Origin of the sequence: Rhodocytophaga aerolata, from assembly GCF_030503435.1 — a bacterium.
Lineage (GTDB): Bacteria > Bacteroidota > Bacteroidia > Cytophagales > 172606-1 > Rhodocytophaga > Rhodocytophaga aerolata.
Genome location: NZ_JAUKPO010000041.1, coordinates 26,417 through 41,313, shown reverse-complemented (window position 1 = coordinate 41,313; position 14,897 = coordinate 26,417). Strand labels below are relative to the sequence as shown.

Below are 14,897 nucleotides of genomic sequence, written 5' to 3'. Positions count from 1 at the left end.
GCACTACCCTATGGCTGCCTAATGTTGCACCGGCTAATCCATAGTTCACGTTAAGGTATGGGTATTGGTTTCTGGTACAGCCAATGGGCAATCGGAAGTTGAATAAATCTTAGTAGCCTATCTCCATTTTTTACGTAGGTATCGCCTTTGATCTATGAAGGTTTAAGATATTCCTATAAAACTTTGCAAGATAATTCTGGAGTAAGACCTAGAACTAGTGGGCAATCCATTTCTACTCGAGGCGTATCAAGAAGGGGTTACTGAATTTCATTCATAGTTGCCGCCCACATACCGCTACTGAGAAAGAAGAAGTTATATAAATACCCTCTTTAAAAAATCTTCCTCTTTTGGAATATAGACGACTAGAATAAGACGAAAAAGCTATGCCTGTGCTAGGGCCGGCTGACCAAAAAATACTTCTTTATCAAGCACCATCTTTTGCCAGGCAATGCCATTTTCTACAAAGGAAACAACAGATTCAAACCCTAAACGCAGATACGCTTGTATAGCTCTGGTATTTTCAGCCAATATTTTTAGCTCGCAATGTTCAATCTGCATATGACGGAACAATTGATTTATTAAATTCCGGATAGCATCCGACCCATACCCTTTGCCTTTCTGCAAGTCTTCGCCAATAAGTACATCTATTTGTACTGCATTACAAATACGATTAATTTCATGATAATTAATCTGTTCGATAGGCTTACCATCCGCTAAAATAACGAACGAGCGTCCTTTCTGCTGCTGCAAAGCCTCGGACGACTGCCATTCGTTCCGTAGATCTGTTAACGAAGGAATCCGCGAACTATACCGGTCGCCTTGCCAGCCGGAACCGGCATCATGCTGTGTAGCCCACGTATAAAACAGAAAAAATTCTTCGGGATTAATGGCTTTTACTAATGTACGTTTTCCTTTTAAAATCATCAAAGGGAGCAGTTAGTATATATAAAAACTTTTTATATTTTAAGTATAATTACTTAAGTAGCAAGTACAGGTATTCATTCGTTTACCCAAATATTATTTGCTATTAAGACTTTATCGCGTTACTATTTATAATTTTAATAGGGATAAGCAGGGTTACAAAATTACTATATATTGATGTAATAAAAAATGCACAAAATACTGTTTTTATATAAGTATTTATTGATTTTTTAGGTAGAAAACACACATAGTAACATTCGCTACCAATTGAACGCCAAGAGATAAAGCTTAAACGTTGCATCAATACTTTTTTGAACTAAACTTATCCCGGCAAACAACAACTCGTAGCAGTACATTTCTAATAACCCCTACCGCCCCTTGTTTGCTGGTAAGCAGCTATAATATCAGATAAGCTGTCACCAGGTGCTGTCCACAGTGTTTGCTTGTACGGAAGTTATTTGCTGGAGGATGACTAAATCTTGTATTTTTATGGGATAGGCATTAAAAAACCGTTGCTTGCGACTGTCGCAAGCAACGGTTTTTTAAGCTGGATACTACGTATACTTACATAACCAGCTACTATATGTAGGTAAATTAGGTATACTAGGTAAATGGCCGTTTGCAGGCCTACCTGAAAAAGGTTTTTAAAAATGGCTACTTTTCTCTGCGTAACTCCAGTTTGTAAGGGCCAAATGAATATTCGCCATTGTTTAGCAAACGTACAATTAACTCTTCTTGACTGAAGGGCAACTGTTTTCTATGAAAACGCTTCATGCCTCTGGCATACAAACTTTTAAAACTATCATATACGCCTAATACACCCCGGTCTTTGGATGAAAACACTATTACTTCATTCTCTGATATCGCTGGCATATGTCCTCCTCTAAATTTTACTAGTCCTACTATGTTAACACCACTTTATCTGTTTTAGTATATCCTGGCTTGTGTTAAGCAGCCGCTGTAATAGCTAACCTGTACAAAGTTGCTTACCAGATATGTATGTATACCGGTAAATTGTATACAACTAAGCTTACCAGATTATACGTAATTTAGCTATCAGGTTTACACCTGCTTGAGGTTTTAATATTGAAACCCTTTTATAGCCCTAGAATCATCAGACATTAGAGATAGAAAGTCTGAGAGATATATTTACCTTATAGCTATGCTCATGAAAGCATTCTTTCATTATTAGGGGAAGCAGTTGAAATATGTGCCGCTGCACTTCTAGCAGTGTATCGGCTGTTACCTCAATCTCTGGCATTTCCTGAATTATCGCCGAGAAGCCCCTGGTCTTTGTTTTATTAAAAACAATATTTATTTCTCTCATATGTGTTCCTTTCCGGCAAATAAGGTAGCCTGCTTGCTGGGTAACAGGAATTATATTACTCTTTTACTTTTTCTCAATCTAAAACCTACAGTTAATAGGTATATTCATTGGCTTACCAACCCATAGTTGTATGTTACTAACAACGCAATAAGCTTTATAGTTGCTATCCACCATTTTCATTCACTTAATCACTCTTTCTTTGAGACAAAATGGAGCTAGCAATTCGCTTGTATACTACCGTATATCCCAGGGATGAGAAAGGCAAATAATTACCTGAATGTAGCAACCGCTTACCCTGATTAGAATTAGGGTAGCCCCAATTCGAGTTACCTTCCCTATACTTACGTGTTGTTACCATCGGAAAACATATAACCGAGTATGGTATCGGATATTTATTAAATTTTAGTTGCTGCCTACCCATCCTTTATGTAAGAAGCCAGGAGGATTAGGTGTGTAGCTCTTTTATAAAGCAGATCACATATGCTAAACTGTAAACATGTGCCAGGTACTTCTATCATTCAGCATGAGTTTACAAAACAGCTGGCCTTGCTATCATTGTACAAATTGGATTAGCCAGGATACAAATCTGTTAAAATCTATAAAACTTCAAAACGGATATAATACGGTATTTATAAAATAAGTATTTCTTACAAACTTTTACGTATTAGTACTCAATGCATTACTTATCCGGACAATAGCTGTTCTTTAGTAATAGATACTAGGTTGGCGTAATATAAATTGGTATATAGTATCCGGGTAAGCATTTTGTACGTTCATTATCGTACTTGTATATGTAATGAATCTGTTAAAGGATGAGCAGGCCAGCTACCCAGTAACGTATATTCGGGTATTCCGGGTGAAGCACCTGTTAATGCTCTGAAAAGGAATTCAGAGTTTCGACGATTGATCTTTACATACTTTAAATTTTATCTGCTATGATAAGAGTAGTACTTGCTGACGATCATAAGATTATCCGTGATGGGGTGAAGGCACTCCTGGGTAATGAAAAAGATATACAACTAGTAGGAGAAGCAGCGAATGGCTTGGAGTTACTGGACTTGCTTACACGCGAAGAGGCAGATGTAGCAGTGGTGGATATAAATATGCCTGGTATGGATGGCTATGAGGCCACTAAACAGATTAAAGATAAGTATCCGGTAAAAGTGCTGATTCTCTCTATGTTGGATCATGAAAGCCATATCAATAAAATGTTTGAGGCGGGCGCCACAGGCTATTTGTTGAAAAATACCGGAAAAGAGGAATTTGTACACGGAATCCGGATGGTAGCCAGTGGGCAGAAATTCATTTGTACCGAAATTGCCTTGAGCCTGCTGGCCAAGGTAACCGGCCCCGCTGCCAAAACACCTTTTGCCACTTCTTCAAAAATCACTGGCAATGAGCTTTCTAAAAGAGAAATAGAAGTACTCCGCCTGATTGCTGATGGGCTTACCAATGCCGAAATTGCAGATAAACTTTTTACCAGCAAACGTACTATCGAGTCGCACCGGCAAAGCCTGCTGGAGAAAACACAATCCAACAATACCGCTACGCTAATCCGCTACGCTGTTTCCCATCACCTGGTAGATTAGCTTACCCCACAAAGAACTACCGATCAGGTAAAAGTCCTTTGTGGGGTGCTAATTGCCCCAGTAACTAGTATCTAAAAAGCATGACACGTATGACCATCCGGATAGCACAATACGTTAGACATTTATCTTTATTCGCTTCTCAGGCTTTTTACCGGATTAGTTAAGGCAGCCTTAATCGATTGATAGCTAACGGTGAGCCAGGCTATACACAAAGCCAGTACACCTGCCGCTATAAAAACGCCAATACCTATGTCGGTACGGTAGGCAAACCCTTCCAGCCATTTGTGCATTGCATACCAGGATACCGGAATAGCTAGCAAAAAGGCAACGAGCACCAGCCGGGAAAACTCTTTGGAAAGCAGCAGAGTAATGGTAAACGTAGAAGCACCCAATACTTTCCGTATACCAATCTCTTTGGTGCGTTGAGCCGCCATAAACGTAGCCAGTCCGAATAATCCCAGGCAGGCAATAAAGATGGTAATTCCGGCAAATATGGCAATGATCTGCCCAACTTTCTGTTCTGCATAGTACGTTTTAGCAAACCGTTCGTCCATAAAGGAGTAGGCAAAGGGGGTAGAAGCGTTAATAGCATTCCACTGAGTTTTCATGCTGGAAAGAAGACCTTCTATGTCTTTCGTTCTGGTTTTTACTATTATAGAACCATTGCTATTGCCCAGGAACATCAGCAAAGGGCCGATTGTGCGGTGTAACGATTCGTAATGAAAATCTTTAACCACGCCTATTACCCGGTAATTTGCTTTCGTACCCTGATTATCTACAAAACGGCCTATTACCTTATTCAGGGGATCATTAGTCCAGCCAAAAGCACGCATAGCTGCTTCATTAATAATTACTGCAGTAGAATCTGTTGGAAAGTCGCGGGAAAAGTTGCGGCCGGCTACCAGCTCCATGCCTAATGTAGGAATATAGTTGTGGTCTACCTGATATTGTTGTGTATTAACACTTTGGTCATTATTGTTCTCAGGTTGTACCACAGAAGAATTCCAGCTAGTGGGCCCTGCCGGAAGGTAGTTAGAAATACTGGCATTCACCACCCGGGAGTCTTTTAACAGTTGCTGCCTGAATACCTCTTCGTTTGCACCAAGTGACTGCGTATCGTGCAGCACTAGTACTTGTTCTTTGTCGTAGCCTATTTTTTTATCCTGCACATAATTTAGTTGCTTGTATACAACTGCAGTTCCTACAATAAGATTAGTCGAGATAAAAAATTGAAATACCACTAATGCACTCCGCAAACCCACGGTTTTTCCTCCCACCGATAGTTTTCCTTTTAATACCTCTATCGGCTGGAAAGAGGATAAATAGAAAGCCGGATAACTACCCGCCAGTATACCTATGAACAGGCCAAATACCAGCAGACCAATAATATACAGCGGATCAATAAATGTACGTAAGCTCAGTTGCTTGTCGGCCAGGGTATTGAATACTGGGATAGCTATATTAACTACTAACACAGCCAATACCAAAGCAAAAGCTGTTAGCAGAATAGATTCGGCTAAAAACTGACCTATTAATTGCTCTTTAATGGAACCCAATACTTTACGGATACCCACCTCTTTGGCCCGTTTGGCGGCTCCGGCGGTTGAAATATTCATAAAGTTTATGCAGGCTATCAGCAGCATAAACATCGCAATAGCTCCAAAAATATATACATACCGTATATCGCCGCCTGGCTCCATTTCAAACTGAAAATCGGAAAATAAGTGGATATCGGTAAGTGGCTGTAAAAACAAGCCGGCATGGTCTCCCCTTTTCTTCAGATCTTCCAGGCTAATGCCCATAAATTGTTTCAACTGAGGCCCCATGTATTTTTCTACTACCTGCGGCAGTTTGCTTTCCAGTTGTTTATACTGGTAATCTTTAGGCAGTACCAGGTACGTGTTAAAATTGAAGCTGACAAATACTGGTTGCTTCGATTCATCCAGACTGGCCATAGAGGCAAACATATCCAGATGGAAGTGAGAGTTGCTGGGTACTTTATCTATAACCCCAGTTACTTTGTAGGATTCTTTCCATGTTTTAAGCTGCAGCACTTTCCCCATCGGGTCCTGATCGCCAAAAAACTTCTGAGCAGTGGCCCTGCTAATGACGATAGAGTTTGGTTCATTCAGGGCAGTAGCCGGGTTGCCTTTAATAAATGGAATGGTAAAAACCTGAAAGAAGTTAGAATCTACATACGCAAAATGGTCTTCTTTGAAAGTCCGGTTTTCAAACGTAACCAGAGGGCTGCCGTTTACCCGCATTCGGGTAGCCTCCAACACTTCCGGATAATCATTTTTCAGGGTTTGCGCAGCTGGGGCAGGAGCCAGCGGTACAGCAATTTCATTTCCATTCAGCTTGCCCCTAAACACCACCCGGTAAATCTGGTCGGCTTTTTCGTTGTAGCGGTCGTAGCTTAGTTCATCCTGCACAAACAGCATAATGAGCATACAGGTAGCCATGCCAATAGCAAGTCCGGCAATATTCAGGGCTGTATATCCTTTCTGCCGCAATAAATTCCGGATGGCAATGGTTATATAATTTTTCAGCATATAGGTAAGTAGTGTAAGAATGTATTGTCTTCCCTACCAATAGTATCAATAAATTTGCCTTTTGTGCTAATATTCTCACATACAGCTATTTACTATATAATACAGAGAGCTTTCAACACATACAAAATGTTCGAAAACGGACACTCGCTGTACACTTGCGGACAGGCCGGAGTGGTGTAGAACAGGTGTTATTGAAAAGGGCAACGCAATTAAAAACTATCTCCTTTTGGTAACGTATGAAAAAACTATAAACCGGCTTTAGAGCACCAGCAGTTTATGGGTAAAATAGGTATTGTCGCCTAGCTGAACATGAAGGATGTACATTCCAGCTGCCAGGTTATGCGTATCCAGCCGGACCTGGTTGGTTGTGATTTTGCCTGCTACCATTGTATGTAGTTTGCCAGTAACATCATAAATTCTACATGCACGTATTTCCTGATCGTTGGCTACGTTGATAAATACTTCCCGGCTGGCTGGCTGCGGATAGATGGTAATTTGCTGAGCCAGTGGCTCCTGGCAAGCCTCCATCTGGCTTTTTACCTGCAGGCGTAGTTGTGGTAATAAAGCATAGGTTGCTGTACCTGGGCACTCGGTATTGCAGCCGTCCCGGTGGCCGGCCAATACATTTAGCAGGGAAGCACTGGTGTTATTGAGTGGATGTAGGGCACTGTTTAATGGATTGAGGTTTTCTTTTTGCATTTTCCAGCTGGTTAAACTTACCAGCGCCTCCAGTGCTTTGGAAGTGGGAGCTGTACTGGTAAAGGTGCCCAGCATACATATTCCCATGGTCCCGCGGTTTTTAGCACAAAAGTGCGCACCCAATACATTGTCCTCTTCTAGCTGGTCACGGCCATCCCGTCCTTCAAAGATGGTTCCATCCGGAGCAACCAGAAAATTATACCCTATATCATTCCATCCATTTACCTGGGTATGGTACAGGTATATATTACGGACTGCGGCTGTATAATCGGTTACGTTATTAGAAGTGGCCGAGTGATGCACAATTATATGAGCTACCTGGCTGGCTTCGGGCAACTGAGCAGGAGCTGGCAATCCGGTTCGCCATATATTCTGGCTGATGGTGGCAGGTTTCATACAATCTGTTGTTTCCTGCGAACGTCTGTACGCTTTAGTATCAAGCTGTGCTTGCCCTGCATTTAATAAATGAACTACTACTTCTCCCGACAAGCTTCCACTGAGAAATTTTATGCTCGTTACCGGCTTACTAAAAATAACCAGCGTAGAGGTAAGCTTACCAGTAGTATTTGTTTCCCGGGCATGTACCTCTTCTTTTAACAGAAAAGTATCTTTTCCGGCTAGGATGTAAACATCATTCAGAACCTGGGAAGCCTCTGTTTGCAAAGCTAGGCTGGTAGCTTCTGCAGGAAAAGAAAGTGTATAGCTGGTGCTGGGGTGTACTGTTGTTTTATAAATGGTATGATATGAACTGGATGGATCAACCGGCTGGGATGGAACTAATGACACTTGCGAACATGCTTCTCTAGCTAGACCAATTAACAAGAAAACAAGAAGAAACAAAGAGTACGTATTTTTCATACACTAATAAACAAACTTTAACAAACATTTAAGGCCGTAATATACGGATAGCCCTTAAGTTTGCCGGATTTGTCTGTTTTCGCCGCAGTAAGATTAGCGGCTGTGTACCTAAAGTATGCTTACCAGATTAAATGCATCAATTGCCTATTACTCATTTATATACCCACAGGGTTAAAGTCCGCTAACTGCCCTATAAGTATGTATTTATATGTACCATATCCGGTTACTTTATAGCCTTATGTGCTGTAGGCTATACTTTATTCGTTACGCAAGCTTTTTATAGGGTTGGCGGCCGATGCTTTCAGAGACTGGTAGCCTACGGTAAAGGCTGCCACCAACGAAGTAATGAGGGCAGCTATGCCGAAAATGTCTGGGGTAATAGTAATCTGGAACTCGAAGTTTTGTAACCACTTGTTCATCACAACCCAGGCTACCGGCGCAGCAATAACAAAAGCAATAATAAGCAAGCGGACAAATTCTTTTGAAAACAGAAGCAGGATCTGCATAGAAGAAGCACCCAAGACTTTGCGCACACCTATTTCTTTTGTTTTCTGCAAAGCCATAAAAGAAACCAGGCCATACAGCCCTAAACAGCTAATAAATACAGCAATAGCAGCAAATACATTTGTTAAGCGGGCCATAATTTCCTCTCCGCGGTACTGACTGGCTATGGTTTCATCCAGGAAAGAAAACTCAAATACTTCCGCAGGAAATACTTCATTCCAGGCTCTTTCTATTTGTTGAATAGTTGCTGAAAAGTTACTGGATTTTAGCTGAATACCTGCCAGGTAATAATCTCTGGAAGACGTAGTGATGATACATGGATCTATACCGCTTTGTAAAGAATGCAGATGAAAATCTTTTACCACCCCAACCACCGGAAAGCTGCCGCCCCAGGTATGCATAGTTTTGCCCAGTATTTCCTCCGGTTTAGTTAATCCAAGTTTGTATACCAACGATTCATTGACAATGATCTCCCGGGCTGTATCACTGGGTAACAAATTGCGCCCGGCTACTAATTTCAGTTCATAGGTGTCCAGAAAATGGTGGTCAGCGGCTTTTACATTAATCTGGTAGCCTTCACGTTCTGTGCGGGTATCGAAGCGGAAAAAATCATAGTTATTATTTCCGCTGCTCATTGGGGCCGATAGACTATAACTTACTTCAGCTATACCCGGAATCTGGGCCAGTTTATTGCGGAAAGTTTCCAGTTTCGGGCTGTCGCGTTCGAACAGCGTTACATTTACAATGGCCTCTTTTTTAAAGCCTACATCGGCATTTTTAAAATATTCAATCTGGTAGGCCATCACGAGTATGCCAATAATTAACGCTTGCGAAATAGTAAATTGTGCAATGACCAGGCTTCGCCGTAAGGTTAGGCCACCTGCTTGGCTAGAAGTAATTTTACCTTTCAACGCTAGAGCTGGCTTAAATCCCGACAATACCAGCGCCGGATAAAAGCCGGATAATAGAATAACAATTCCTGTAAGCAAAGCCAGGAAAAAGAGCAGCAACGGATCGGTAAGTAAATTTAGTGCTAAACTCACCTGCATCCACTCATTCAGGTAAGGCAGGGAAATTTTAGCTAGAAATAGAGATATGGCTACTGCGGCTAAAGTAAGCAGAGCTGTTTCGTTCATAAACTGCCAGAAAAGTTGTGGCTGCGTGCTGCCTAACACCTTCCGTACACCCACTTCTTTTGACCGTCTGACTGCCTGCGCCGTAGATAGGTTAATAAAATTGATACAGGCAATTACTAAAATCACTACGCCTATCAGAGCCATGGCATACAGCCGCTCTAGTTGCATGCTGCCATAATATTGCTGGTTAAAATGAACATCACTCAACGGTTGCAATACATGGTGGTGCACATTGTCTTTCTGGGTATAGTATTTTTTATGAAATTCTGGCAACGCCTGTGTCAATTCTTTAGACGTAAAGTCATCAGACAAGCGGATGTAACAAGTAGCGGCACTGTTGATCCAAGCCCAGTTACCCATGTAGTATTGCGGGTTAATTGCCTTGTGCGTAGTATAGGACACAAACATGTCGAACTTCAGATCTGTATTGGCGGGGTAATCTTTAAGTAAGCCGGTTACCTTAAAATTGTGCTTATTGTCGGCTTTCATCACCTGCCCCACAGGATTGCGGTTTCCAAAAAATTTCTTTGCCCATTTCTCTGTAATAACAACAGAGTTTGGTTCGGCTAGGGCTGTTTCAGGATTCCCAGCCAACCACTCGTAATCGAATATGTCGAAAAAGGCAGGTTCTACTAAAGCTATTCCACTGTTTTCCAGAAAACGGTCTTCTGCGTCCTTGTCCGGATTGGGTATTGTCAGTAAAAAGCCATAGTTGGACAACACCATCGAGGATTTTTTTATTTGGGGAAAATCTGTTTTTATGGCCTCTCCTAAGGGAATAGGCACCCCAGGTGTGTAGCCGGTACCTTCCGGAAAATGCATTTCGGTTACTATGCGGTAAATATGACGGGCATGTGTATGGTAGGTATCGGTACTTAAATGAAATTTTACCAGCAGGAAAATAAGCAAACTACAAGCAATACCTAATGCCAGCCCCAATACATTAATGAGTGTATGGCCTTTGTGCCGGACAATGTTGCGGTAAGCAATGAGAAGGTAATTTTTCAGCATAGCACAGTTGTTTTGAACCGTAATTTGATGGTAGATGTATTGAACCAGAAGTATTAGAACTCAACGTTTAGTTAGAGGCTACCATCACCACTTTCAGGTTTATGGAAGCTCCCGTTTTTTTTGACCCAAGATTCTATTTCCTGACCACACTATTCGCTTCGTAAACTTTTAATGGGATTTGCCATAGCCGCTCTGGCAGCCCGGTAGCCAATGGTCAGGCAGGCAATTACAACAGAGGCGAAAATTGCTATAACAAAAGCACTAACCCCCAGCGGTACACTTTCTTTGAAGTTTTGCAGCCAGTCGTTCATAAAATAATAGGCTACCGGAGCAGCTACGGCAAAGGCAATTACAATAAGAATAATAAACTCCCTGGACATCAAAAACATAATATTTCCTACTGAAGCTCCCAACACTTTGCGTATGCCAATTTCTTTGGTTTTCTGCACCGCCATAAAAGAGATTAATCCATATAAGCCCAGGCAGGAGATGAAAATAGCCAGGCTAGCAAATATTTTATACGTCAGGGCCAGTTGGTTTTCCTGCTGATAAAAACGTTCGATGCTTTCGTCCAGGAAGTAGCCATTGTATACATAGGCCGGGAAGGTAGTTTCCCACAAACTTTGTACTTCTTTTACTGTTTTCTGCAGGTTCCGGGATTGCATTTTGATGCCTGCCAGCTGATAATTCCGCTTATAAGACCCGATTACAATGGGCTGCATATCATCCCGGACTGAAGCGGCTTTAAAGTCTTTTACCACCCCGACAATAGGCTTCCATGGGCCATTGCCTCCCAGGCGGATGGTTTTGCCAATGGCTTCCTGCATATTGGTAACGCCCAGTTTTTTAAGGAGGGTTTCGTTTACCACATACGCTTGTGCGGTATCGCTTGGGTTAAACCCTTGCCCGGCAACAAATTCCAGATTATAGGTTTTAAAATAATCGGCATCGGCATACTTCATGAAAGTATAGAAGTCCAGATCCTTGGTAGAATGGTCGAAATAAAAATTGCGGCCCCAGTAATTATCTGATGAAGGCGCATCGTTTGCCAGAGATACTGCCTGAATATCCGGGTTCTGCAATAACTGGTTTTTAAAACTCTCATATTTCATGCGGCTGATACTATCGGGACTTACAGGCACCATGTACACGGCTTCTTTGCTGAATCCCAGATCGATGTGGCGAATATATTCCATCTGGCTTACAGCAATCAGGGTACCGATGATCAGCATCTGGGAAATGGCAAACTGTACAACTACCAACCCCCGGCGCAAGGGAACACCTCCCACCGACTGGGCCGTAATTTTACTCTTCAAGGCTTTCACAGGCTCAAACCCAGACAAGATCATGGCCGGATAAATACCAGAAAATAAACTAACCACCAAGGTAATTCCTACCAGGAACACGAGTACATAGGGGTTTTGCAACAAGGCAATATCTTCTGGCACATCCGATACTTCGCGGATAAAGGGCAACGCTGCTTTGGCTAGGACAAGGGCTACCCCCACGGAGACGAGTACAATCAGGGTTGTTTCGGATAAAAACTGAGCCATAAGCTGGTAACGCATACCGCCCAATACTTTCCGTACCCCTACTTCTTTGGAACGGCCAATAGCTTGTGCCGTAGCCAGGTTGATAAAATTGATACAAGCCATCATTAGGATAAGCACCCCAATTAGTGAAAGCGTCCAAAGGGTAGTTTTGCTGGAAAGATGATCACCCAGGTTGCCAAAGCGGTCGTCGAAATGGTTTTCGCTCAGTGGCTGAATCAGATTATACCGCTTCAGATTTACCCGGTCGGCATAGTATTTTTCACTGAACTTTTGCAGGGCATACTTTACGTTCTGCACAGACTCATTCTTGCCTACTAAGGCAAATACCTGGTGGCTGCTGCTGATGCTACCCCAGTCGGTGCTATAGCCGTAGCGCGGCGAGTTTTTAAACGTTTCATAGGAAACCATCACTTTCAGGGGAAAGTCTGAGTTACTGGGCACATCTTCAATAACCCCACTAACCGTTAAGGTGATAGTATTGTCCAGTTTCAGGTATTGGCCTACCGCCTCTTTCCAGTTACCAAAGTATTTCTCCGCTTCTTTTTTTGCCAGTACTACCGTATTAGGTTGTGACAGGGCTTGTGTAGGATTTCCTTGTAGCCAGGAAGCATCAAAAATCTCAAAGAACTGCGGCTCTATAAAGAAAATCCCTATATCTTCAATAAATTTTTTATCCGTTTGAGTAGTATTTGGGTCTTTACCCAGCACCGTAATCTGGCTTCCATAAATAGAATTTAAGGCAGCTACCTTCTCCATCTGAGGCACATCCTGGCGTAAAGCTATCGGCACCGGATAAGGCGAACCAGGATTATGGCCTATTTCTCCGCTTGGGGAATTGTCTTCCACCACCACCCGGTAAATACGGTCGTAGTTGGTATGGTACGTATCATAACTTAACTCAAACTGAACTATTGTAAATATGAGCAGGCAAGCAGCTATGCCTACCGCTAAGCCCATAATATTCAGTGTGGCGTAGCCTTTGTGGCGCATTAAATTCCTGAAGCCAATGAGCAGATAATTTTTTAACATACAGGTGTGAAGGGATTATTGTTTATTGCCTTTCTCTTTCTTTTGCTGAGAAATAGATTATTGAAGTTCACTGGCTATCATTTCTATCGGTTAGGCTGAACATTGGAGCGGCCAAGGGTGAGCCGTTTGCTGGTATGGCCCTGGCCTGCGTTATATACATCCGATTCTCCCACGGTAGTTACCCGCAACTCGTCTGATGCATGCAGGTTCAACCGGCTTTCCCCGATAGAGCTGGCAGAAATATGTTTGCTTGTAAAATTTTTTGTATCAATCTGATTTTCGCCATATACCCGGTACTTCTGGGTCTGGGAGTTGCCAGACTGGATGGCTAATTTATTTTCTCCATACAGGGATGCAGACAGGTGGCCAGTCTCTAACCCGGCAAGCGTTACTTTGGACTGTCCATAGATTTTCAAGGTGAAATCATCTACAGTAAGGGGTGTTTCACAAGTTACTTTCTCTTCGCCTCTTACTTCCAGGCTACGCAACTGGCGGTAGGTAACATAGGCCGTTATTTGTACATTTTCATATATTGGTTTTTTGTACTCATACCCATCCTCGTCGTAGTGTTTGCGCTGTTTTACAGTAATCCGGGCATCATCCAGATATATGCGTAAGGTTTTGCCTTTTACAGTATAGTTGATTTTCTGTGGCTCTACCCCAGTGTATTCCAGGCGGATGTGCTCCTGGTCGCCTTCAGTTAATACTACATTTACAAACGGGCTTGCTATGAGTTTATCGAAGTGAGGCAGGGGTTTATCAATAGTCTGGGCTGTTGCGGTAAAGGAGAAGAACAAACTTATCATCAATGCAGCCGAAGATAGAAATAGCTTTTTCATAGGTGTTTTCTTAAGAAAATTTGGGTGATTAATAATAGGCTGTATTGGTTACTTGTTGTTCAGCACATAGGAAGTAAAAGTTTTGCCATCTACTTTGGCATACTTAAAGTCTTCATTTCCGCTGAAAGAAACACCACTGATATCCAGAGGCTGAGAAAACTTGGTGTATTTGAAGTCTGCGTACCGATTGAAACTGGCATTTTTTAGGTTTACCCCTTCGGTAAATTTAGCATACTTGAAGCTGGCATCCTTTTTAAAAGAAGCTCCGGCAAAGCTTACTCCTTTCGGAAAGTCCGTATATTTAAAGTTGGCGCCTTCTTCAAAATTAACATTACTAAAGTTAGGGCCTTTGGCAAATTTGCTGTACTTAAACAAGGCTTCGTCTCTGAATACACTTTTCTGAAAAGAAACTGCCTGGCTAAACTTGGAATATTTAAAAGCACTTTTCTGCTCGAATACGCAATTTTCAAAAATCACGTCTCCCTCAAAATGGGCATTATAGGTTGCATCGTCGTCATTGTCGTTCCAGTTACCCTCTCCTTCAGAAAAATAGGCAAGCACATCGCCAGTAAAGCGGCAGTTAACAAAGCGGACAGCATTTGTAACCCGGCTGCTGTATGACTTATGAGAATCTTTACTAAAATCCTTCTCCTCTTTCATATTCTGTAACCTGGTAAAATCCAGATCGCCAGTGATTTCTGCATTCTGATAGCTTACTGCTTCTCCCTTGTTTATCTGGTCTATGATGCGGGTAGCTTCCACCTTATTCTGGGCAAAAGCAATAAATGGAATCAGGAGGAAAAAAAGATAGGTCAGCGTTTTCATAGGTTTTGTGAGTTTGAATGTTTGCTGTAAGATGCATCTTCATGAGTGAAGGTT

At 42.1% G+C, this 14,897-nt stretch carries 9 protein-coding genes; 1 reads left to right on the top strand and 8 read right to left on the bottom strand.

Annotated features, from left to right (window positions below; genetic code table 11):
* Nucleotides 1–381 precede the first annotated feature (381 nt).
* Entirely contained in the window at nt 382–924 is a 543-nt protein-coding gene (locus Q0590_RS32585; RefSeq protein WP_302041857.1) for a GNAT family N-acetyltransferase, read from the bottom strand.
* Nucleotides 925–1,575: 651 nt separating this feature from the next.
* On the bottom strand, nt 1,576–1,794 hold the full coding sequence (locus tag Q0590_RS32580; RefSeq protein WP_302041856.1) for a hypothetical protein: 219 nt from the start codon (nt 1,792–1,794) through the stop codon (nt 1,576–1,578).
* Between the two features lie 1,389 nt (nt 1,795–3,183).
* Here Q0590_RS32580 and Q0590_RS32575 point away from each other — a divergent pair.
* Nucleotides 3,184–3,837 (top strand): response regulator, encoded by a 654-nt coding sequence (locus Q0590_RS32575; protein WP_302041855.1) that lies wholly within the window; start codon nt 3,184–3,186, stop codon nt 3,835–3,837.
* 128 nt (nt 3,838–3,965) lie between these two features.
* On the opposite strand, the gene Q0590_RS32570 is transcribed toward Q0590_RS32575, so the two are convergent.
* From Q0590_RS32570 to Q0590_RS32545, 6 genes are all read right to left on the bottom strand, one after another.
* The gene (locus tag Q0590_RS32570) at nt 3,966–6,389 is read right to left on the bottom strand and encodes an ABC transporter permease (protein WP_302041854.1); all 2,424 of its coding nucleotides are present in this window, start codon (nt 6,387–6,389) and stop codon (nt 3,966–3,968) included.
* Nucleotides 6,390–6,647: 258 nt separating this feature from the next.
* Nucleotides 6,648–7,946 (bottom strand): N-acetylmuramoyl-L-alanine amidase, encoded by a 1,299-nt coding sequence (locus tag Q0590_RS32565; RefSeq protein ID WP_302041853.1) that lies wholly within the window; start codon nt 7,944–7,946, stop codon nt 6,648–6,650.
* Nucleotides 7,947–8,203: 257 nt separating this feature from the next.
* Entirely contained in the window at nt 8,204–10,597 is a 2,394-nt protein-coding gene (locus Q0590_RS32560) for an ABC transporter permease (RefSeq protein WP_302041852.1), read from the bottom strand.
* A gap of 149 nt (nt 10,598–10,746) precedes the next feature.
* The gene (locus tag Q0590_RS32555) at nt 10,747–13,179 is read right to left on the bottom strand and encodes an ABC transporter permease (protein ID WP_302041851.1); all 2,433 of its coding nucleotides are present in this window, start codon (nt 13,177–13,179) and stop codon (nt 10,747–10,749) included.
* Between the two features lie 83 nt (nt 13,180–13,262).
* Nucleotides 13,263–14,018 carry a GIN domain-containing protein gene (locus tag Q0590_RS32550; RefSeq protein WP_302041850.1) on the bottom strand — a complete coding sequence of 252 codons (756 nt, stop codon included), beginning with the start codon at nt 14,016–14,018 and terminating at the stop codon, nt 13,263–13,265.
* 48 nt (nt 14,019–14,066) lie between these two features.
* Nucleotides 14,067–14,843, bottom strand: coding sequence for a pentapeptide repeat-containing protein (locus Q0590_RS32545; RefSeq protein ID WP_302041849.1), 777 nt, complete (start codon nt 14,841–14,843; stop codon nt 14,067–14,069).
* Nucleotides 14,844–14,897 lie beyond the last annotated feature (54 nt).

Excerpts from the sequence above, each read along its gene's own strand:
- Q0590_RS32585 (WP_302041857.1), bottom strand. The coding sequence starts at position 924 with ATGATTTTAAAAGGAAAACGTACATTAGTAAAAGCCATTAATCCCGAA.
- Q0590_RS32545 (WP_302041849.1), bottom strand. The coding sequence starts at position 14,843 with ATGAAAACGCTGACCTATCTTTTTTTCCTCCTGATTCCATTTATTGCT.
- Q0590_RS32580 (WP_302041856.1), bottom strand. The coding sequence starts at position 1,794 with ATGCCAGCGATATCAGAGAATGAAGTAATAGTGTTTTCATCCAAAGAC.
- Q0590_RS32565 (WP_302041853.1), bottom strand. The coding sequence starts at position 7,946 with ATGAAAAATACGTACTCTTTGTTTCTTCTTGTTTTCTTGTTAATTGGT.
- Q0590_RS32560 (WP_302041852.1), bottom strand. The coding sequence starts at position 10,597 with ATGCTGAAAAATTACCTTCTCATTGCTTACCGCAACATTGTCCGGCAC.
- Q0590_RS32570 (WP_302041854.1), bottom strand. The coding sequence starts at position 6,389 with ATGCTGAAAAATTATATAACCATTGCCATCCGGAATTTATTGCGGCAG.
- Q0590_RS32575 (WP_302041855.1), top strand. The coding sequence starts at position 3,184 with ATGATAAGAGTAGTACTTGCTGACGATCATAAGATTATCCGTGATGGG.
- Q0590_RS32555 (WP_302041851.1), bottom strand. The coding sequence starts at position 13,179 with ATGTTAAAAAATTATCTGCTCATTGGCTTCAGGAATTTAATGCGCCAC.
- Q0590_RS32550 (WP_302041850.1), bottom strand. The coding sequence starts at position 14,018 with ATGAAAAAGCTATTTCTATCTTCGGCTGCATTGATGATAAGTTTGTTC.